Annotated in this window: 15 protein-coding genes; 12 read left to right on the top strand and 3 right to left on the bottom strand. The window is 68.8% G+C overall.

The features are described from left to right. The first annotated feature begins 109 nt into the window (after positions 1-109). The 4 genes from LZ199_RS06735 (at position 110) to LZ199_RS06720 (ending at position 5,413) form a co-directional block, all read left to right on the top strand. Positions 110-2,419, top strand: a complete 2,310-nt coding sequence (locus LZ199_RS06735; protein ID WP_253992817.1) for an ArnT family glycosyltransferase — start codon at positions 110-112, stop codon at positions 2,417-2,419. Continuing rightward, positions 2,416-3,333 (top strand): ABC transporter ATP-binding protein, encoded by a 918-nt coding sequence (locus tag LZ199_RS06730; RefSeq protein WP_253992816.1) that lies wholly within the window; start codon positions 2,416-2,418, stop codon positions 3,331-3,333. Before LZ199_RS06735 ends, LZ199_RS06730 begins: the two co-directional genes overlap by 4 nt. A 2-nt stretch (positions 3,334-3,335) precedes the next feature. Continuing rightward, entirely contained in the window at positions 3,336-4,136 is an 801-nt protein-coding gene (locus LZ199_RS06725; RefSeq protein WP_253992815.1) for an ABC transporter permease subunit, read from the top strand. Positions 4,137-4,366: 230 nt separating this feature from the next. Then, the gene (locus LZ199_RS06720) at positions 4,367-5,413 is read left to right on the top strand and encodes an SPFH domain-containing protein (RefSeq protein ID WP_163865199.1); all 1,047 of its coding nucleotides are present in this window, start codon (positions 4,367-4,369) and stop codon (positions 5,411-5,413) included. 220 nt (positions 5,414-5,633) lie between these two features. Here LZ199_RS06720 and LZ199_RS06715 read toward each other — a convergent pair whose 3' ends face one another. Then, complete coding sequence (locus LZ199_RS06715; protein ID WP_253992814.1) at positions 5,634-7,409, bottom strand: chromosome segregation protein SMC; 1,776 nt, start codon at positions 7,407-7,409, stop codon at positions 5,634-5,636. A gap of 30 nt (positions 7,410-7,439) precedes the next feature. Between LZ199_RS06715 and epmA the strand changes: the two genes are divergently transcribed. The 3 genes from epmA to LZ199_RS06700 are packed head-to-tail and all read left to right on the top strand — an operon-like array spanning position 7,440 to position 9,870. After that, entirely contained in the window at positions 7,440-8,444 is a 1,005-nt protein-coding gene (gene epmA / locus LZ199_RS06710) for an EF-P lysine aminoacylase EpmA (RefSeq protein WP_253992813.1), read from the top strand. Continuing rightward, positions 8,441-9,184 (top strand): lysophospholipid acyltransferase family protein, encoded by a 744-nt coding sequence (locus tag LZ199_RS06705; protein WP_253992812.1) that lies wholly within the window; start codon positions 8,441-8,443, stop codon positions 9,182-9,184. Before epmA ends, LZ199_RS06705 begins: the two co-directional genes overlap by 4 nt. Then, positions 9,181-9,870, top strand: a complete 690-nt coding sequence (locus LZ199_RS06700) for an inorganic pyrophosphatase (protein WP_253992811.1) — start codon at positions 9,181-9,183, stop codon at positions 9,868-9,870. The genes LZ199_RS06705 and LZ199_RS06700 overlap by 4 nt, the downstream gene beginning before the upstream one ends. A gap of 60 nt (positions 9,871-9,930) precedes the next feature. Here LZ199_RS06700 and LZ199_RS06695 read toward each other — a convergent pair whose 3' ends face one another. Continuing rightward, positions 9,931-11,001, bottom strand: coding sequence for a hypothetical protein (locus LZ199_RS06695; RefSeq protein WP_253992810.1), 1,071 nt, complete (start codon positions 10,999-11,001; stop codon positions 9,931-9,933). A gap of 122 nt (positions 11,002-11,123) precedes the next feature. Here LZ199_RS06695 and LZ199_RS06690 point away from each other — a divergent pair, with 122 nt between their 5' ends. Continuing rightward, positions 11,124-11,651: a hypothetical protein gene (locus tag LZ199_RS06690; RefSeq protein WP_253992809.1), complete on the top strand. Its 528-nt coding sequence runs from the start codon at positions 11,124-11,126 to the stop codon at positions 11,649-11,651. Between the two features lie 12 nt (positions 11,652-11,663). On the opposite strand, the gene LZ199_RS06685 is transcribed toward LZ199_RS06690, so the two are convergent. Next, positions 11,664-13,466 (bottom strand): TonB C-terminal domain-containing protein, encoded by a 1,803-nt coding sequence (locus LZ199_RS06685; RefSeq protein WP_253992808.1) that lies wholly within the window; start codon positions 13,464-13,466, stop codon positions 11,664-11,666. Positions 13,467-13,579: 113 nt separating this feature from the next. On the opposite strand from LZ199_RS06685, the gene LZ199_RS06680 reads away from it, so the two are divergent. From LZ199_RS06680 to LZ199_RS06665, 4 genes are all read left to right on the top strand, one after another. Continuing rightward, positions 13,580-15,025 (top strand): nicotinate phosphoribosyltransferase, encoded by a 1,446-nt coding sequence (locus LZ199_RS06680; protein WP_253992807.1) that lies wholly within the window; start codon positions 13,580-13,582, stop codon positions 15,023-15,025. 24 nt (positions 15,026-15,049) lie between these two features. Beyond that, complete coding sequence (locus LZ199_RS06675; protein ID WP_253992806.1) at positions 15,050-16,021, top strand: nicotinamidase; 972 nt, start codon at positions 15,050-15,052, stop codon at positions 16,019-16,021. Between the two features lie 107 nt (positions 16,022-16,128). Further along, on the top strand, positions 16,129-18,609 hold the full coding sequence (gene tssI / locus LZ199_RS06670; protein WP_253992805.1) for a type VI secretion system Vgr family protein: 2,481 nt from the start codon (positions 16,129-16,131) through the stop codon (positions 18,607-18,609). A 24-nt stretch (positions 18,610-18,633) separates the two neighbouring features. Beyond that, the gene (locus LZ199_RS06665; protein WP_253992804.1) at positions 18,634-21,546 is read left to right on the top strand and encodes a peptidoglycan-binding protein; all 2,913 of its coding nucleotides are present in this window, start codon (positions 18,634-18,636) and stop codon (positions 21,544-21,546) included. Position 21,547 lies beyond the last annotated feature (1 nt).

Here is a 21,547-nt window from a genome sequence, read left to right as displayed (position 1 = left end):
GCTGTGCCTCCAGAGGAGGTCGACCGGCGGGGGTGGCGGGGATATAAGGCCGCGTCCTGCCCGTGGTGCGCAGGCAACCGCCCGAAACGACTCAAGGAGCCCTTCACCCGTGGCGAGCGACGGCGAACAGCAGGAGCAGCAGCGAGAGCAGACCTTCGCCGAGGCCATTCTCGGCAAGGAGACCTTCTCCGCGCGGTGGATGCAGCGGTGGCTCGCGCTCTCCGCGACGACTCGGACGGTGTTGTCCACGGCCTTCTTCGCGGGGCTGCTCTTCCTCCCCTACCTGGGCGCGGTGGGGCTCTGGGACTGCTGGGAGACCCACTACGGCGAAGTGGCGCGGATGATGATCGTCCGCCGCGACTACCTGTATCCCTTCTGGGAGAACGCGTGGTTCTTCTCCAAGCCGCCGCTGACCATGTGGATGCAGGCGCTGGGCATGCAGGTGGTGGGCACGGTGCGCTCGGGAGGCCAGCTCGGGCTGTACACCGAGTGGGGCATGCGCGTGCCCTTCGTGGCGCTGAGCATCACCGCCGTGACGCTCCTGTCCCTGGCCGTCTCACGCGTGGTGAACCGCCGCGCGGGCCTGGCCACCGGCTTCGTGCTGGCCACCATGCCGCTGTACTTCCTGCTCACCCGGCAGACGGTGACGGACACGCCCTTCGTCACCACGTTCGTCTGCGCGATGGCGTGCGCGCTCATCGGCCAGCTGGATGACGCGACGAAGCACCGCGCCGCGTGGTGGTACGGCTTCTATTTCTTCGCGGGCCTGTCCACGCTGGCCAAGGGCCTGCTGGGCGTGGGCCTTCCCGCCGTCATCCTCGTCATCTACGCGGGCCTGGCCGTCATGCCCTGGGACGGGCCGAGCCTGGATGCGCACCTGCGCTGGCTGACGGACGGTGGCTTCCGCAAGGACGTGCGCGAGGGCCGCCAGCCCATGCCGGTGCTGTGGGCGCAGATGCACAAGATGCACCTGGGCACGGGCATCCTCGTCTTCTTCGCGGTGGCCGCGCCCTGGTACGTGGTGATGTCCCTCTTCAAGAGCGTGGACGACGAGGGCAAGCTCTTCTGGTACCGCTTCTTCGTCCACGACCACCTCAACCGCCTCACCGCGGGCGTGCACACCACCACGCCGGGTGGCACGTTCATCTACTTCATCGAGCAGGGCGGCTTCGGCATCTTCCCCTGGGTGGCCCTGCTGCCCGGCGCCTTCGCCATCGTCGCGAAGCTGAAGCTGCGCTCGGAGAAGAAGGCGGACCACCTGGCCATCATCGCCGTCGTGTGGGTGGCCTTCTCCTTCTGGCTCCTGGCCTCCAGCGCCACCAAGTTCCACCACTACGTCTTCCCCGTCCTGCCCGGCCTCGCGGTCCTCATCGCGCTCTTCATCGACCGGCTGTGGGAAGAGGGCATCTCCGCGCACGCGGTGAGCCTCATCTTCGGCCTGGTCCTCTTCGTGCTCGTCGGCAAGGACCTGGCGGAGAACCCGAAGAACTTCACCGACCTGTTCGTCTACAACTACGACCGGCCCTATCCGCAGGACCTGGTCACCAAGCCCATCGCGTTCTTCTCTCGCGCGCTGTGGACCGGCGACCTCGTCACGCTGGTGCTGCTCGCCTTCGGCGTCTACCTGTCGTTCGAGGCCTTCTCGCCCAAGTCGCGGGAGAAGGTGACGCCGGGCTCGCGCGCGGTGGCGCTGCTCATGCTGCTGGCGGGCGTAGCCACGCTGACCGCGGTGGCGTCCGGCGCGAAGGTGTCCGCGACGGGGCTGGTGGGCGTGGCGGTGGCGGTGGTGGGCGGCTTCCTCGGGTGGCAGTCCTTGCGTCCGAACACGGAAGGCCGCGTGTCGCTCCAGGCCCTGGCCGCGGTGCTCGCGCTGGCGGGCGTGGTGCTGGCGGTGCGCGGCTTCAAGAACCCCGCGGGGGACGACTCGCTGCTGCGCTCACTGTCGGAGCCCGTCAACATCAAGGGCGCGCTGGGCTTCGTCTTCGCGGTGGCGGGGGCCATGGCCGTCGTGGCCACGCTGATGCGGGCGCGGGTGATGCTGTTCGGCACCTTCTGGATGCTGGCCGCCGGCTTCGCCCTCTGGTTCAACTGGAACCACTGGGTGGACCTGTCCCACCACTGGACTCAGCGCGACCTCTTCTGGCGCTACTACTCGCAGCGTCAGGAGGGCGAGCCCATCGTCGCGTACCTGATGAACTGGCGCGGCGAGACGCTCTACTCCAGCAACACCGTGGAGCAGTACCGCAGCGGTGACTACAACGCGAAGCTGCGCACGCTCGTCGCGCGGCCCGGTCGCGAGTGGGTGCTCGCCGAGCAGAAGATGCTCAACTCGCTGCGCAGCGCGGTGGGCTCGGACAAGGTCGTCACCCCGGTGGACAAGGACATCAACAACAAGTTCGTCCTGGTGACCATCGATTGAGTGGCATCGACGTCCGGGGACTGGGCAAGCGCTTCGGCGAGCGCGTCGCCGTGGAGGGGCTCACCTTCCACGTGCGGCCCGGCGAGGTGTTCGGTCTGCTCGGCCCCAACGGCGCCGGGAAGACGACGACGGTGCGCATGCTCACCGGCCTGTTGAGTCCCACCGAGGGCGAGGCCGTGGTGTGGGGCCACCGCGTGGACCGCGACGGCGAGGGGCTGCGCAAGGTGGTGGGCCTGCTCACCGAACAGCCCGGCCTCTATGAGCGGCTCACCGCTCGGGAGAACCTGCGCTTCTTCATGAAGCTGCATGAGCTGGACGAGTCCAAGGCCTGGCCACGCACGCAGCACTACCTGGAGCGCTTCGGGCTGGGCGGCCGCGAGGAGGAGCCCGTGGGCGGCTTCTCCAAGGGCATGCGCCAGAAGCTCGCCATCGTCCGCACGCTGGTGCACGACCCGAGCGTCATCTTCCTGGACGAGCCCACCAGCGGCCTGGACCCGGAGTCCGCGCGCACGGTGCGCGACGCGGTGGCGGAGCTGGCGTCGGAGGGGCGCACGATTGTCCTCTGCTCGCACAACCTGGCGGAGGTGGAGCGGCTGTGTGAGCGCGTCGCGGTGGTGAAGCGGCGGCTGCTCCTGATGGGGCCGGTGCGGGAGCTGCGGCGCTCCGGACAGGCGCTGGACGTGCGGGTGGACGGTGAGGCGGAGCGCTTCCGCGTCGCGCTGGCGGCGCTGCCCTTCGCGCCCAACGTGCTGGCGGAGGGGATGCGGCTGCGCGTCATGCTGGAGGACGAGTCTCACGCGCCCGACGTGCTGGCGTGCCTGGTGGGCGCGGGCGCGCGCGTGCACAGCGCGGTGCCGGCGCAACGTCCGCTGGAAGAGGTTTACCTGGACCTGCTTCGTGAAGAGGGCGTCTAGCCATGGCCTTCCGTCCGCGTCGAGCCCTGGCCGTGTTCTGGAAGGACTTCCTGGACCTGCGCAAGAACGTGGGGCTGCTCGTCTCCATGGCGGTGCTGCCGGCCGTCATGGTGCTGGTGCCCATCGCCGTCGTGTGGACGTACGTCAACACGCCCAACAGCGCGGACCTGCGCAGCGTGGCGCAGTTCTATGACCCCACGCTGCCGTTGGGGGCCAGCGCGGCGCGCTTCCTCATCGACAAGACGCTCACCGACTGGTTCGGCCTGTTCCTCGTCATGCCCGTCTTCGTGCCCATCCTCATCGCCTCGCAGAGCGTCGCGGGCGAGAAGGAGCGGCGCACGCTGGAGCCGCTGCTCGCCTCGCCGGTGACGGCCGCGGAGCTGGTGGCGGGCAAGAGCCTGGCGGCGCTGGTGCCCGCGGTGGTGATTACCTGGGTGGCCTTCATCCTCTTCTGCGTGGGCGTGGACATCGTCGCGTGGCCCCTGGTGCAGGGGCCGCTGATGCCCAACGCCCTGTGGACCTTCGGCGTGCTGGTGATTGCCCCCCTGTTCGCCTTCTTCGGCAACGGCGTCGCCGTCCTCATCTCCGCCCGGGTGAGCGAGGCCCGCATGGCGCAGCAGATTTCCGCACTCGTCGTCCTGCCGCTCGTCGGCATGGTGGGCGGGCAGGTGGCTGGCATCCTGAAGGCCGGGCTGGGCTTCTACGCGCTTCAGGGCGCGGTGGTGCTGGTACTGGACGCGGTGCTCCTCGTCGCCAGCATCCGCCTGCTGGACCGCGAGCGCCTGGTCAGCCGCTGGGGCTGAGTTCCCTGGGGGCCTCCCAGCGGGGCTCCCACCCGTTCACCCCAGGCCGTCCCGAGGCCGCCCGGAGGGCGAGCGGCTAGGCAATGGCCAGTGAAACTGGCATCTTCCGGGGAGGGCTGACGGGCGGAAAGCGGGCACGCTTTCGTCGCGGACGCCATGTTCTTAGAGAGGGTCGGGTGGGGGCGCGGATTTGCCGGCCACCATGGCGGCCACGGAGGCGCTGACTAGCAATGGGTATCTTCGACACCATCAAGGGTGAGGCGAAGCGCAACTTCATCGCTCGCGCGGACACGGCGAAGGGGGAGATCATCTACAAGTATCCGGAGAACAACATCCGGATGCTCACCCAGCTGACCGTCGACGCGGACGAGGTCGCCCTCTTCGTCAAGGACGGCAAGGTCGAGGGCAAGCTGGGGCCCGGCCGCCACCAGCTCGACTCGAACAACATCCCGTTCCTGTCCGCGCTCCTGGAGAAGTTCACGGGCGGCAACCTCTTCGTCGCAGAGGTCTTCTTCGTCTCCGTGCGCGAGTTCGCGGGCGTGAAGTTCGGCGGGCCCATTGGCGACGCGCGAGATCCGGAGACGGGCCTGGGTATCGGCACCATGGTCTACGGCGACTTCTCCATCCGCGTGACGGACCCGGAGAAGCTCGTGGTGGGCCTGGTGGGCATGGGCCGCACCAGCAACGAGGAGCTGCTGGGCTGGTTCAAGAACCAGGTGCTCAAGGTCACCAAGGACCGCATCGCCGAGCTGCTGGTGAAGAAGCGCTGGCCGCTGCTCGACGTGACGAGCGGTGCGTACACCGAGGAGATTGAAACCGAGGTCATCAGTGGAATGAAGCCCCACGTGGACAGCTACGGGCTCACCGTGGTCCGCCTGGGCAACTTCCACGTCAGCATCAAGGAGGAGGACGAGGCGACGCTGAAGAAGCTGTCGAAGGACGTCGCCTACTCGCGGCTGGCCGGTGGCTTCCAGCAGTACGCGCAGGGCCAGGCGATGCTGGGCGCGGCCGAGGGCATGGCCAAGGGCGGTGACGGCAGCGGCTCCGGCAACGCGCTGGGCGGCATGGGCATGGGCATGGGCTTCGGCATGGCCCAGCAGTTCATGAACCAGCAGGGCCAGCAGCAGCGCCCGCAGGAGCCCGCGCAGCAGGCGGCTCCCGCCGACACGCGCAGCCCCGCGCAGCGCCTGAAGGAAATCAAGGAGCTGAAGGACGCGGGCGTCCTCTCCGACGAGGAGTACAACGCCAAGCGCGCGGAGCTGATGAAGCTCCTGTAGTCCCCGGGCTCCACGCCCCGACGTCAGGGCCTCCGTCCTCTTTGCGAGGGCGGGGGCCTTTTCGTTGGGGGCGCGCGCCGCAACGAGCCAATACCTCGCTCCCAACCCCTCCGAAGCCCGCGACTCCACCCACGCGCCCCAGTCCGCCCTTGACGCCGACCCCGCAGCAACCTCCGCTTCGGCCTCGTCGCCGGTAGGCCGGCGAGAGGACGGAGCGCGCTCAGCGGCCGTCGCCCGTGCCCGCCTTGGGCGGCAGCGTGGGGCCCTGCTGCGTCCCCTGCGGCGCGGTGAACCCCTCCAGCCCCGGAGGCGGCGCGGGCTGGGTGAAGCCCTCCAGACCGGGCGCCGCGGGGAGGATGCTGTCCTCCACGCCTTCAAGGTTCAGCCGGATGGGCACCTGAAGCGTGGTGCCCAGGCGCAAGAGCAGCACGTCGGGCTCGATTCCCTTCTCGCCGATGGCCTCGGCCACCTCTCGCGCGGACAGGCCGTTGCCCTTGGCCCACAGCGCCTTGAGGAACTCACCCGACTGCGGCGCATGCCACCACGCGGGGCCGAAGCGCGCCTTGAGCTGCGCCTGGAGCTGGCCCGCGAGGAACCACGCGCGGAAGCTGTCCGCGGACTGGAAGAAGTCCTCCTGGTCCACCAGGTAGCGCTCCGTGTCCTCGTCCGTCATCGGGATGTCGTCCGTGCGCGACATCACCTGCCGGTACAACTCCTTCGGGTCCACCTCCACGCGCCGGTGCAGCTCCAACTGGTACAGGAGCCGGCCCGCCGCGTGGCGGATGAGGTACAGCTTGTGCGCGCTGGAGGTGGCCAGGAACTGCGAGCGCTGGTCTCCACTGACGCCCGCGTGCTCCTCCAGCCACACCGGGTCCTCCAGCAGGTCCTCGAAGAGCGACGAGTACGCCTCGCCCACCGTGGGGTTGCCCAGCCGCGCCAGCTCGAAGCGCGTCTCCTTCGTGAAGGCCGAGTGCAGCGCGTGCCCGAACTCGTGCAGCACGCGCGCCTGATGCAGCACGCCCGAGCCCGGCTTGAAGGACAGCCTCACGTCGTCCGGCACTCGCACCGACAGCGCCAGGGGACGGTTGTTCTTTCGCGGCAAATCCCTCGCGTCGATTTGAACGTTCTTCAGCTCGGCGAGGTCCAGGCTCATCCCCGACAGGGTGCCATGCGCCTTGAGCAGGGACTCGCCCTTGGGGAAGGCGTCCTCCACCTCGCGCGAGCGGAACAGCCGGGGGATGTCCGCGCGGGTGATGTCCTTGAACGGCACGCCCAGTTCGCGCTGCGCCAGTCGCTCCATCACCAGCCGGTACGGCGCCTGCGTCGCCTGGAGAATCTCCTCCGCCAGCACGCTCAGCTTGCCCAGGTCCGCCTGTCGCAGCTCGCTGCCGAAGGCCTCGTACGAGGGGAAGCCCAGCGCCTTCACCAGCTCCTCCGCGCGCTCCTCCTTGCGGCGCAGCGTCTGGTTGAGCCGCTCCAACAGGGGCGTCACCGCCGCGTAGAGCGCCTTGCGCCGCGCCGCGCTCCGCTCGTTGGCCAAGAGCCGCTCCAAATCCCGGTAGCGCAGCTCCTTGCCGTCCAGGGTGAAGGTGAGGGAGGCCTCCAGGTTGGCGGACGCGTCGTTGTACTCGGCCAGCGCGTGCGACAGGTACTCGCCGGCGAAGTGCGAGTGCAGCGCGGTGAGGGCGCGCACCTCGCGCGGGTCCTGCGTGAGCTGCCGCAGCCGGTCCACCTTGCGGATGTTGTCGAGCGTGAAGAGGTCTTCCTGCCCCGCGTACGTCCCGGAGACGTCCACGTGGCGGCCCTCCGTCCAGAACACCCAGACGAGCCGGTGCTGCGCCTCCAGCAGCGTCTCCGCGCGAGAGGCCAGCGCGCGCACGTCCGTCGTCAGGCGCTGCTCCTCCGTGGGGGGCTGCCGGGAGTCCGCGGGAGGGCCCTTGGGGCAGGCGCTGAGGAGGCAGGCCAGGGCGAGGAGGAGGGGAATCCTTGGGTGCATGTCGGGCCTCATGTTACTTCCGCCTTGCCCATGCCCAATCTTTCTCAATGGCGGGCCGCCCGGGGACGCCAGGCCCTCTACTCCGCCCTTCGACGTTTCTTCGTCGCCCAGGGGTACCTGGAGGTGGAGACGCCCCTGCTCATCCCCACGCCCGGAATGGAGCCGCACATCAACGCCTTCGAGGCGGGCTTCATCCCCGAGACGGACGTCGGCACCGCTCGCACCCTCTATCTGCACACCAGCCCCGAGTACGCGATGAAGCGGCTGCTCGCCGACGGGGCGGGGCCCCTCTTCCAGCTCTGCAAGGTGTTCCGGAACGGCGAAGTCACTGCCACGCACAATCCGGAATTCACGATGCTGGAGTTCTACCGGCCCCAGGCGGACTACCACGCCATCATGAACGACTTGGAGGGCGCGCTCGCGGAGGCCGGGCGCTCCGCCACGGAGGGTGAGCCCGGCGCCGACCCGGCCTTCTTCACGCGCACGCCGTATGAGCGCCTCACGGTGCGCGACGCCGTGTTCAAGGCGACGGGCGTGGATATCCGCGTGCACTCGGACGGGCCCTCGCTCAAGCGCGCCGCCGAGGCCGCGGGCGTCCGGACGGGCGACGCCCAGAGCTTCGACGACGTCTTCTTCCACCTCTTCCTGCAGCGGGTGGAGACGGGCCTGGGCCACGAGCGGCCCACGTTCCTCATCGAGTACCCGGCGTCCATGGCGGCGCTCTCTCGCTTGAAGCCCGGGGATTCCGCCGTGGCGGAGCGGGTGGAGCTGTACGCGAAGGGCCTGGAGCTGGCGAACGGGTTCTCCGAGCTGACGGACGCGGCCGAACAGCGGGCGAGGCTCGTGGAGGAACAGGACCTCAGGCGCAAGCTGGGGCGTTCCGTGTATCCTCTGGACGAGCGGTTCCTTGACGCAGTAGGTCGAATGCCGCCCTCGGCGGGTATCGCCGTGGGGCTCGACAGAATCCTGATGCTGCTGCTCGGGGTCCAGCGCATCTCGGACGTGCTCTTGTTCCCCGCCCACGAGTTCGTGTGATTCGAGACATCGTCCGGACGGCGTTCGCGGGTGTTTCAGCAGTGGGCCTGACGGGGGTGTTCTCCTCGGTCATCTCCGCGTTGTCAGTGGGTGGCGCGCACGGGGAGGCGGACAAGGCCCTGCGGCTCTGGGCGCGGGGCGTGCTGGCGTCGGCGGGCGTGCGTCACGAGGCGGTGGGGCTGGAGCACATTCCCACGGAAGGGCACGTCGTCTTCGTGTGCAACCACCAGTCGCACTACGACGCGCCGCTGAACATGGCGTACGTGGAGACGCACACGCGCTTCGTGGCGAAGGCGGAGCTGTTCAAGATTCCGGTGTTCGGCGCGGCGCTGCGGCGGGCGGGCAACATCCCCGTGGCGCGCAGCGGCGGCAGCGAGGACCGGGCCCGACTGGAGGAGGCGGTGACGGCGCTGCGCGAGCGGGTGAGCGTGCTGTTCTACGCCGAGGGCACGCGCAGCGAGGATGGGCGGCTGCGGCCGTTCAAGAAGGGGGCCGCGACGCTCGCCATCCAGGCAGGCGTGCCGGTGGTGCCCATGGCGGTGTCGGGGACTCGGCTCATCCTTCCCAAGGGAGGACGGGCGGTGCAGTGGGGCCAGCGCGTGGCGCTGGTGGTGGGCAAGCCCATCCCCACGCAGGGCCTGACGATTGAAGACCGCGACGCGCTCACGCGCGAGCTGGAGGACGCGGTCGCGCAACTCTACTCCGAGGCGTGCAGGCGCTCGGGAGACGTACCCACATGAAGAAGTCAGCACCTCAGAAGTCGTTCGCGGCTCATCCCTGGCACGGCATCACCCCTGGGAACGAGTCTCCTGAAATCGTCACCGCCTATATCGAAATCGTCCCCACGGACGCGGTGAAGTACGAGCTGGACAAGGAGTCGGGCATCCTCAAGTTGGACCGGCCGCAGCGGTTCAGCAGCCAGTGCCCGACGCTGTACGGGTTCATTCCCCAGACGTACTGCGACGAGCTGGTGGCGAAGCGCTGCGCCGAGCGCACGGGTGTGAAGAACATCCAGGGCGACAGGGACCCCATCGACATCTGCGTGCTGACGGAGAAGGTCGTCAGCAACGGCAACCTGCTGGTGCGCGCGGTGCCCATCGGCGGCTTCCGGATGATCGACGGCAACGAGGCGGATGACAAAATCATCGCGGTGCTCGAGTCCGACCTGGTCTACGGAGAGCTGCAGCACATCGCCCAGCTTCCGCGTCCGCTGTTGGATCGCCTCAAGCACTACTTCCTCACCTACAAGCAGATTCCCGGTGAGGGAAAGCGCAGCGTCGAAATCGCGGAGGTCTACGACAGGCCGGAGGCGATGGAGGTCATCCGCCGCAGCATGAAGGACTATGACCGCGTCTACGGAGAGGCCACCTCGACGCCCGTGCGCAGCCGCACGCGGCGCCCCGCTCGGAAGTCTCGCGCGTCCTGACGCTTGAAGCCTGGCGCGGAGCGGGAGTGAGTCCTGCTCCGCGTCGTCAGGCGTTGTCGCTCAGGGCTGGTTCGGGTCCGTGCCGATGCCCTTGAACGGGTTGAAGGTGTACGTCGTCGAGAACTGCGACGACGGGCTGAAGTACCAGGCCGCGAGCTTCGCCGGGTCGTTCGCGATTTCGCCTCGGAGGATGGGGCCGTCGTTCTGGTCATCCCAGCCCCAGGGCGAGTTGGCGGAGTTGGAGCCGCAGTTGCCCGCGACGAGTCCGCAGCCGCCGCTCGTGTCTCCCCGGAACGTCCCGTACGAGGAGAACAGCGTGGTGAGCTCGCGACGCGGCCAGAGCCCCTCCGCGCCGTAGATGTCCACCAACTTGTAGCGCACGTCGGAGTCCGTGGCGGACGAGGGCTGCTCGGCGAGCGAGAGGGACGGGAAGTACTTCACGCCGTCACCGACGATGTCGTACGCGGGCCACGCCTTGAGGCCATGCCCCTTGGCTTCCTGCGCGGTGATGGGGTGGAGCTGTCCCTCGAACGAGACCAGCGACAGCGTGCCGTCGAGCGACTCCGAGCCGGAGCTGAGCGGACTGCCCGAGGGAACGAAGGAGAAGAAGTCCTTGTGCGCCACCGTCACCGCGCCCACGAGCGAGCCGTACTCGCTGCCGTCGCGCTGGACGACGAGCAGCACGCCCTCGCCGTCATTCTCATGCTCGGTGTCGAAGATGCTGTCGGACCAGTCACGCGGGTGGAAGAACGTGTAGAGCAGGTACCAGTGCGTGCTCGTCTCCACCACGGACTGATACGCGTGCGCGGACAGCACGCGTGAGCCGGTGTTGTCCCAGTTGTTCGTCCCGCTCCAGTCCCCGTCGAAGTCCACGCGGGTGAGGAAGTCGGACTTGCCGCTGAGCGAGTGCGAGCCCGTCACATCCACGTCCTGGTAGTGGATGGGCGCCCACCGCTTCGTGAGGGCCGCGCGCGCCGCCGTGGAGCCCACGCCGTTGAGCAGCGCCCGCTGCGCCTCTCCGAACGGGTCGTCTTCCGAGTAACCCTCGCCGCATCCCGGCAGCAACGCGAAGGTCAGCGCGACGACAGTGAGGACGAGGATATCGGAAACACGACGGAGGAGGGGCGCCACTCGGGCCTGCCTTTCAAGAGGCAGACACTCAATGCCATCCCGGATTATTTGTGAAGGCAGCACTACGTGAAAAACAAGTTAAGCCCGAGTGACCTGGTTGTTCCAGGGGGAGGTCCGTCGGGATGAGCATGCGTTCATGGTGGGTGCTGTCGATGCTGGGTCTGTCGTCGCTGGGTCTGTCGTCGCTCGCTGGGGCGGAGGTGCCCCAGGAAGGGGTGTCCTCGCGGCCCCCGGAGCGGCGGGCGAAGTCGTATGTCGATGCGGTGAGCTACTTCCAGTCGGAGGCGGAGTTCCAGGCGTGGTTCGAGCTCCGCGGTCGCTTGAATCAGAACTTCGACGACATCTGTGGCGACACGTTCTGCGAGGGGGATTACTCCAACATCGAGTCCATCGTCTTCCGCTGCTCGGTGGAGACTCGGACGGGTGTCGTCGGTCAGTGTCTCTGGGTGTTCGGCGGGAGCGCCGAGGACATTGATTCGCGCACGGGGGTCATCTCCACGCAGACGCGGACGTGGGCCTGCAAGAGTCCGTTGGCGCGCGGCACCACGATGGCGGCGTTGCTGACGGCGCTCGCGGGGCCGGAGCCGCTCTACGCCACGTTGCCGGGGACGCAGAAGACGCTCTACGACGGGCTGGTGGACTGCCTCTAGCCTGGCGAAGCGCTAGCGGAGCTCGACCAGGCGCACGCGCTTGTAGATGCGCTTGTCCAGGGGCAGGCGGGTGTCGATGAAGCCGAGGGCCTCATCGAATTCGAAGGTGAAGGTGGGGATGGGCGGGCTGATGGAGATGATCAGCTCGAACTCCCAGAGGCTGACGAGCCGCTCGCGGCTCCCCACGGCTTCGGCGGGTGGGGGAGGGAGCCTTTCCGCGGCGGCGCGCACGTCCTTCACGGCCTCCTGGTCGACCTCGGGCTGGTGGCTGGGGTCCACGAGCACGACGTCGAGCAGGCGACCGTGGCGGTCCTGGATGACGCGAATGAGAGCTCGGCGCGTGGAGCGGAAGCCCTCGCGCATCTTCTCGCGCAGCTCACTGCGCATGCGCAGGGCCGGGTCTCCCACGGTGCTGACCGGGCGGCGCTTGTCGTCCAGCGGCTGGTTGTTCGCGACGAACGCGCCCGAGGAGCCGTAGTTCGCGGCGCGCTCGCTCCAGGCGCGGCCATAGGCGCGGCTGCGCTCCATGCCCATGTCGAAGTAGCCCTGAAGGCCGTGCTCCTTCACGGAGCGGTCCGCGTCCCAGACGGCCACCAGCTTCTTGCCGAGCTGGCTGAAGTAGGGATGCACGAGCCCCCGGTCCACCTTGCCGCGTCCCACGCTCTCCGAGACGAGGTCCTCGACGAGCGCCTGAGGCGTGGGGGATTTGCGTGCGTCCCGGATGCCGACGTCCGGTGGCGGCGGGGTGGTGTCTCCACGACGCATCGGCAACGCCTGGGTCCGCGCGGCCAGGAGCAATCCCGAGCCGGGAGACTCCGTGAGGCGCGCGGTGTCCAAGGCTTGTGCCATGGCCTCGGGCGCGCGCGCGAAGTCCGCGAGCGCCGTGGAGGTGGCCGCTCGCGGGACATCTTCGGCCAGGCGCGGAGTCGCGCGGGGGAGGTCGCTCACGCGTGCTCGCTCCGTGGCGGCGGAGGCATCGGCCACGGCCAGCGGGCTGTCGGCAGGGCGAGGCGCCGTGATGACCGAGGCGTCGGCTCGCGGGCTGTCGGCAGGGCGAGGCGCCGTGATGACCGAGGCGTCGGCTCGCGGGCTGTCTGGCGGACGAGGCTCCGGGACAGTCGTGGCCTCGGCTCGCGAGCCGCGTGGCCGATGCGGCTCCGTGGCAGCCGAGGTGTCGGCCATGGCCAGCGGGCTGTCTGGCGGAGGTGACTCCGCGTTGACGGCGGACGCATCCGCTCGCGGGCTGTCGGGCGGATGCGGTGCGCGCGCGGTGGTGGAGGACGTCTCGGTCGATGCGTCGTGCTTCCTGTTCTCTCGCTCTGGCACTGCGGCCAGGGCTCCGGGCAGAGGGATGCCCGGTGGCGCTTGCTCATGAGTCTCCGCTCGCGGCGGAGCGGATGGGGCTGCCGCTTCGCGAGAGGGCCGCTCCGCGAGCGCGGGTTCGGGAGGAACCGACGCATCCTCGGGGCTCGGCTTGAGCTCCTTCGCCGTGCCGGCCTTGTCCGCCACGGGGATGCCGGGCGGGGGCTTGCTGGGGTCAGGCCATGCGTCGGCCCGGGCTTCGCTGGCCGGCTGGGGCACGGACGGTTCCGCGTCGCTCCCGGACCTGGGCGTCAGGCCGTCCTGCCGGGCGCGTTCAGGCGTGGACTGGGTAGCCGACGTCACCTCCACCCACTGCAATTCGGTGGGGCGAGTGGGAGGCGCGGGCGGGCGGGGCGCACGGGGCGGTCCATCGACGAGCAGCCACAGCAGCCCGTGCACGGCCACACTGGCGGCGAGCGCGGGAAGCAGGCGTCGGGAGGGGGCCGGCGACATGACGTCCCCTTTTAATCGCGTCGACAAGGCATGCCCGGGAAAGCGAGCCGGAAGGGTAGGAAACCCATCATGCCGCGCGTAGTCTCAAGAAACACCGGAGGAAGGCACCCAGGATGGCGACCTCGCTGCTCGCGACGGATGGCTACAAGTTCAGCATGGCGGAGGCCGGCTGGCCGTTGCGCCGGGAGACGTTCTATTACTCACACCGCAAGGGCGGTCTCCAGGTCATGCCGCTGGACCTCGCGGCCTACGTGCGTGCGCTCCTCCCCGAGCCCAAGGCCGAGGACTACGACTTTCTCGCGCGCTACGACTACGAGATGGGCGTGGGCTTCAAGGCGGCCATCCTCCGCAAGGAGAAGCTCTCCATCCGCGCCATCCCTCGCGGCTCGGTCTTCTTCCCGCGCGAGCCCATCCTCACCCTCACCGGCCCCTCCGCCCTCGTCTCCTGGGTGGAGCCGCTGCTGCTCCAGCTCAACTTCCGCATCCAGGTCGCCACCCAGGCCCTGATGGACCGGGACGTGCTGGCCCGCGCGCTCGCCCACGTCACCTGCGAGGAGCAGAAGGCCATCGCCCTGGAGACGCTCGACGCGGTGGGCGTCAAGCCGGTGCCCATCACCGTGGACTCGGAGGGGTATTCCAAGCGCGTGCGCGCCACCGTCCAGGAGCTCATCGACATCGTGGAGGACCCCGCGCGCATCTTCGAGGTGGGCCTGCGCGCGGCGACCTGTCTGGGACAGCACGACCTCGCCCTGCGTGCCTGCAAGGACGTGGGCGTGACCCGCACCAGCAACGTGGAGGGCGCGCGCTCGCTGGGGATGATGCCGGTGGGCACCATGGGGCATGAGCACATCCAGCGCTACGGCTCGGATGACGCCGCGTTCCGCGCCATGCGCGAGCGCCGTCCCCAGCGCTCCAGCTACCTGCTGGACACCTTCGACACGCTCACCTCGGGCATCCCCGCCGCCTTCCAGCTCATCCGCGAGGACCCGGGCTCCGGCGACTCCATCCGCTTCGACTCCGGCAACAAGAAGCTCCAGTACCTCTACGCCGTGACGCGCGCGCGCGACATGGGCATCAAGCCCGTCAACATCCTCGAGGACGGCCTGGACGCGGAGGCCACGCGCGAGTTCGAGGAGCTGCGACGACAGGTGGGCTGGGAGCCGGGCTCGCAGTTCTACGGCTACGGTGGCCACATCGTCGCTCGCACCATGGACTGCCCCTTCACGCGCGACAGGGTCGCCGCCATCTACAAGCTGTCGCAGACGGGCCCCCAGCCGGTGATGAAGTTCGGCAACGAGCTGGCCGAGGGCAAGCAGAGCATCCCCGGCACGCCTGTCCTCTTCCGCCGCCGTCACGGCTCCGGCCCCATTGGCCTCGTGGGCCAGGAAGGCGAGCCGGCGCCGGAGGGCTACTTCCCGCTCATGGAGGCCGAGCCGGAGACGCCCTCTCTCGTCGGCGCGCTGGAAGCGAGCGCGGAGCCCGCGAAGATTGCCCAGACTCCCGCCACGAAGGCGCTCGTCGAGGAGCTGACGCGGCGTCACTTCCCCAAGGGCCGCTGACTCGAATCACCTCAGGAGGACCCCATGTCCCTGCCCATCCCTGACTTCCACGAGGACGCTCGCGCGGGTCAGCTGTACCTGGAGCGCACCGCCGAGGTCGCCGACGAGGCCCGGCGCTACGTCGCCCGCCACGGCATCCGCCCCGCGCGCGAAGACAAGGTGCGCATCGCCGCCTTCGGCATCGACGTGCAGGTGGCCTTCTGCTCGCCCGGCGCCAGCCTCTTCGTCCCCGGCGCCGTCGAGGACACCCAGCGCACGCTGCGCTGGCTCTACTCGCACCTGGACCGGGTGACGGAGCTGGTGTTCTCGCTCGACACCCACCGCATCTTTCAAATCTTCCATCCCGCCTGGTGGAAGGACGCGCAAGGCCAGCACCCCGCGCCGATGACGCAAGTCTCCGCGGCGGATGTCCGCTCGGGCCGGTGGCGGGCCACGCGCTTTCCGGAGGAGAGCCTGGAGTACTGCGAGCGCCTGGAGGCGCAGGCGCGCTACGTGCTCACCATCTGGCCGTACCATGCGCTGCTCGGAGGCCTGAGCCACGCGCTGGTGCCGGCGTTCTACGAGGCCAGCGTGTTCCACGCGCTGGTGCGGGACACCGCGACGCACTTCGAGCTGAAGGGTGAGAACCCGCTGACGGAGAACTACTCCGTGCTCATGCCCGAGGTGACGGAGGTGAAGGGGCAGCGTGTGGGCGAATTCAACACGCGCCTCTTCGAGCGATTGATGACGTTTGATCGCCTCTACGTCTTCGGTCAGGCCAAGTCCCACTGCGTCCTGTCCACGCTGAGAGACCTCCGGGAGCACATCGAACGGACGGACCGCTCGAAGATGGGGCGGGTGCACATCCTCGTCGACGCGATGAGCCCCGTGCCCGCGCCACCCCTGGAGCCGCTTCCGCCCTCGCTGGACTTCCCCCGACTGGCCGATGAGGCCATCGAGGAGCTGCGGCGGGCAGGGATGCGGGTGGTGCGCACCACGGAGCCGCTGGACGTTTGAGCCGGACTTCCGGCGCGGGGCGTGCGCCGGGATTCACTCGGTGTGGTAGAATTCCGCCTCCGTCCCCGGCATGCCGTTGATGGCTTGCCGCTGGTGAAGGGGGAGTCATGTCACGACAGAGCTCACCGGCGTTCTCGCTGAAGGTCGGCCCTCATGGCCCGGACGGGCTGGGCGTGTCGGGCATCTCCGGCTCCGAGGGGCTCAGTCGCCTGTTCGACTTCCGCGTGGACTTCTTCACGGTGGAAGGCGAGCCGCTCGACGTCGCGGAGCTGGTGGGACAGGACGCGCTGGCGACGTTCTCGGTGCGGGACTTCTCCGCCCGACACGTGCACGGCTGGGTGCGCGAGGTGGAAGCCCTGGGGATGAAGACGGGGCGCCGGCGCTACCGGGCTCACGTGGTGCCGCGACTGTGGCGACTCACGCAGTCGCACAAGAGCCGCATCTTCCAGGAGAAGACAGTCCCCGACATCCTCAAGGCGGTGCTGAAGGAGAACGGCATCGAGATGCGCGCGGCCCTGTCGGCCAGCTACGCGCCGCGCGAGTACTGCGTGCAGTACCGCGAGTCGGACTTCGCCTTCATCAGCCGGCTGATGGAGTGGGAGGGCATCTTCTACTTCTTCGAGCACTCCGAGGACGGGCACACGCTGGTGCTGGGCGACAAGCCGAGCGCGCATGCACCGCTGCCGCAGGGCAAGGTGCTGCCGCTGCGTCCCAACGTGGGCAAGGCCGTGGTGGAGGAGGAGTATCTCTCCGCGCTGGAGGTGGTGCACCGGCTGCGTCCGGGCGCCGTGCACGTGAAGGACTACGACTTCGCGAAGCCCGCGCTGGACGTCTCCGGAAAGACGGAGGCGAAGGAGGGCGTCACGGCGCTGGAGCTGTACGACTATCCCGCCGGCTACGTGACACCTGGCGTGGGCAAGTCCACGGCGAGCGTGCGCGTGGAGGAGGCCACGTTGGGGGGCCGGACGCTCGCGGGTGACAGCGTGGCGCCTCGGCTGACGCCAGGGTTCCTCATGGAAGTGGCGCTGTCCGAGGACGACGTCTTCAAGGGGGAGTACCTCGTCACTGACGTGGTGCACTCGGGCCTCCAGCCGGACGTCACGGCGGGCAGCGAGTCGCTCCAGGGGCTCTACCGCAACCAGTTCCAGCTCATCCCCAAGGAAGTGCCCTTCCGGCCGCGTCGCAAGACGCCGCCCCCGCGCATCGCCGGCCTGCAGACGGCCACGGTGGTGGGGCCCTCCGGCGAGGAGATCCACACCGACGAGCACGGCCGCATCAAGGTCCAGTTCCACTGGGACCGCGAGGGCAAGCGGGACGAGCGGGCTTCCTGCTGGGTGCGCGTGGGGCAGCCGTGGGGTGGCCCGGCGTGGGGTGACGTGTGGCTGCCGCGCATCGGCCAGGAGGTGGTGATTCGCTTCCTGGAGGGTGACCCGGACCGACCGCTGGTGGCGGGCGCCGTCTACAACGGCTCCAACATGGCGCCGTACCCGCTGCCGGACGAGAAGACGAAGAGCACTCGCAAGAGCGCGTCGAGCCCCGGCAGCGACGGCTTCAACGAGGTGCGCGTCGAGGACTCCACGGGCGCGGAAGAGATTTTCACCCACGCGCAGAAGGACGAAGACCTGCTCACGGAGAACAACAAGGACCAGCAGGTGGGCGGGTACGAGGCGCTGCTGGTGAAGAAGGACCGCAAGCGCACGGTGGAGGGCTTCCAGACGTTGCTGGTGAAGAAGCACGACGTGTCGATGGTGGAGGGCAACCAGTCGCTGCTGGTGCAGAAGAACCGCGAGAGCACCACGCTCGGGAGCCACGACGAGGAGGTCGATGGCAACCAGGTGATGACGGTGGGCGGCAACCTCTTCGTGGATGTCTCCAAGGCCTCGTCGGAGATGGTGGGCGCGGCCAAGGTCACCACGATTGGCGGGGCGCTGGCGGTGTCCGTCGCGCTGGCGCTGAACGAGGCGACCGGTGGTGTGAAGTCGATTCAGGTGGGCGGCGCGCACGTCGAGAACGTCATGGGCCACCGCAGCGAGACGGTGGCGGAGAAGACGGAGCGGAAGATTGGCGCCAACTGGCAGACCGAGGTGAAGGGCGCCGCTACCGTGACGGTGGGCAAGGACCTGAAGGAAGAGGTGAAGGGCCTGTTCCAGATTCACATCAAGGAGGAGACGACCTTGATGGCCAAGACGTACTCGCTCAAGTCCGACAAGCTCTCCGTCATCGTCAACGGGAACCTGGCGTTGCAGGTGGAGAAGTCCGGCAACGTGAAGCTCATCGCCAAGACGCTCACGCTGGATGGCTCCGAGGTGAAGTTCAAGGGCTCCAAGGTGAAGATGGAGGCGGCGGGTTCGGCGCAGAGCGAGTCCATCAGCCTCAAGGAGATTGGAAAGCTGCCGCCGGCCGAGTCGGGCTCCATGCAGCTGAAGATGAAGAGCCGCAGCGGCGGGTCCGTGGAGGGGCGCGAGTTCGAGCTCAAGCTGCCGGATGGCGGTGTCCGCAAGGGCAAGCTGGACGCGCAGGGCGGCGCGAAGCTCGAAAAGCTTCCTGAAGGTGAGTCGGTTCTGTCGTTCCCGAAACCGCAGGGCTGATTCGCTGGAAGGACCCAACGCGCGATGAGCACACGGCACAAGGTCAAGCAGGGCGAGTGGCTGTCGAAGATTGCTCGGCAGTATGGGTTCGCCAAGTGGCAGGACCTCTGGGACCATCCGGACAACGCGCCGCTGCGCGCGAAGCGGGCGAATCCGTTCTGCCTCCAGCCGGGTGACGAGGTGGCCATCCCGGAGCTGCCGGGACTCAAGGTCTCCACGGGCTCCAGCTACAGCTTGCAGGGGGGAGATCCTCCGGACCGCATCCGGCTGGGCATGCGACGGGCGAACGCGCCGCTGGGGCTCAAGCGCTACGAGTTGAAGCTGGGCGACAAGTTCCTCAAGGGGACGCTCACCTTCCAGGGACTGCTGGACCAGCCGCTGCCTCCGGACGCGACGGAGGCCACGCTCAAGGTCTGGACCTCCGAGGAGCCCGAGCTGGCGTGTGAGTGGAAGTTGAAGCTGGGCCACCTGGACCCGCTGGACGCGCTCAGTGGCGTGCAGGCGCGACTGGCGAACCTGGGTTGGTACAACGGGCCCATCAACAACGAGCTGACGGACGCCACCCGCACGGCGCTGGCCAGCTTCCAGTTGGCGCAGTTCCTTCCGCCCACGGGTGAGCTGAGCAAGGAGACGCTCGAGACGCTGGAGGACCGGCACGAGCAGAACGGCGGCACGGAGGTCATGCCCCCGTCCTTCGGTTCGGATGAGGACGAGGAGGAGGAACTCCAGGAGGGTGGAGGCTCACCGGGTGGTGGCGAGGCCTCGGCGGGAGCGGGAGCAGCGCCTCCTCCGGCGACGGGCTCGGCGAGTGCGAGTCCGCAAGGTGGTGGGAGCACGGGCGGCTCGGCGAGTGGTACGGGCACGGGTGGCTCGGGCACCACGACAGGCGCGAGTACGCAGAGTGGTCCTGGCACGGGTGGCTCGGGCACGGGCACGACGACCGGCGCGACCACGCAGGGAACCACGGGCACGACTGCGCAGAGCAGTCCTGGCACGGGTGGCTCGGGCACCACGACCGCCGCGACCACGCAGGGAACGACGGGCACGGGCGGCTCGGGCACCACGACTGCCGCGACCACGCAGGGCGCCACGGGCACGGGTGGCTCAGGCTCCACGACCGCGGCGACCACGCAGGGCGCCACGGGCACGGGTGGCTCGGGCACCACGACCGCCCCGTCTCAGCAGACTGGCGGAGGCACGGCGACGGGGGGCACGGCTGCCACCACCACAGCGCAGCAGAGCGCCACGGCGGTGGACACGCACCGCTACGGTGGCTTCGTCCTCCAGCGCAGAGACCGTGACGACCAGCATCGCTGGGGTGGCGCGGTGCAGCCGGTCGCCCAGGGCAACAACGGCGCACCCACCCTGGTCGCTCCCGGCGCGGGCACCGCGGGCAATGCGCTCACGGCTCCCACGCACGTGCTCCGGCTCCAGCGCGACCTGCGCGAGCTGGGCTTCCTCATCGGCGGCACTCCGGACGGCGCCTTCGGCCTGAGCACCGAGTGGGCCGTGCGCGAGTTCCAGATCTACTCGAAGATGGAGAACGTCGCGCTGGAGGACACCGCCAACACGAGCACGAACTACGTGGAGCGGCTGTCCCAGGTGGCCAACTCCCAGGTCTATGACGGCGCGGTCAGCGGCGTCGTCAACGACGACACCGAGCAGCGCATCCGGCACTGGCTCACCCACCACTGGCGCTGCCCCGTCATCGTCCGGGCGATGAACGTGGCGAACGGCAACCCCACCACCGTCGTCCAGGACAACCTCTGGCGGCACAACGACTGCGTCAACACCGCGCCGCGCATCTACGTGCGGGACTTCTCCGGCTACTACACGCTGCCCACCGGCCGGAACGAGACGGACCTGCACGTGCTGGGCACGTACACCAACTACCCCAGCTACGGCGGGCCGGTGAGCATGCCCACCCGACACACGTGGGCGACGTCGGAGCTGCTGCCGGCCAACTTCGTGGGCGTGGCCAACTACAACTCGATGTCGGCCTCCCAGCGCTCCACGTACAAGGTGGTCCGCGCCGCCGCCGAGCAGGAGAACCTGGGGTACTTCGACTCGCTCAACGCCTACGACAACGCTTTCATCTCGCTGGGGCCGTGTCACTGGACGCTGGGCATCCTCTTCGCCGGAAGCGCCGAGCCCTCCGAGGGCGAGCTGTGCGGCTTCCTCTCCTATCTGCGCTCCAGCAACCAGACCGCCTTCGAGGAGGCCATCGAGTTCTTCGGCCTGCGCATCGACGAGGACTGGAACGCGGGGGCCGGCAATGGCGCCACGCTCTACAGCAGCGCCGGCAAGAAGTACGCGGGCTGGCCCGCGCAGCAGCGCGACGACGAGACGTGGGCGCGGATGGCGCAGACAGAGGCCGCGGGCAACTACTACAAGACGTATCACTGGTACTACCGTTTCCAGATGGCGGGACGGACCATCGAGGGCTTCCAGCGCGCCATGTGGAACGCGGCCCGCATCCGCCTGCGAGATATCCGCAACACGCCCTGGGGCACTGGCGTGGCCGACGTGGGTACCGGCGCCAACGCGCGTGCTCCGACCATCGGCGACGTGGCGACGTCCGAGAAGCTGATGGGCATCCTGCTGCGCTGGCACATCTTCCGCCCGGGCCATGTCGCCGGGCAGAACTCAGCGGGGCAGCGGCTGCGCAATGCCTTCACCGCCGCGAAGCAGGCGAACCCCACGCTCAACTGGACCCAGGCCCCCAACCTGTGGACCAACGCGCATGAGACTGCCCTCATCACCCACATCCTCGCGGAAGCGTCGAGCGTGAATGACTCGGTGGACAACGTGGCGAACTGGCCGGGCTGGCTGGGGGGCACCGTCCAGACGACGAACCCGCGCAACTACCAGTTGGTGCTGCCCGCGGGCACGACGCTGTTGTCGACGCGGAACTCGTTCAACTTCGACGTGCCCTGAG

This window comes from Myxococcus qinghaiensis (assembly GCF_024198215.1).
In the GTDB taxonomy this organism is placed as follows: Bacteria; Myxococcota; Myxococcia; order Myxococcales; family Myxococcaceae; genus Myxococcus; species Myxococcus qinghaiensis.
The sequence above is the reverse complement of the archived record's forward strand: the minus strand, read 5'-3'. Positions and strand labels throughout refer to the sequence as shown.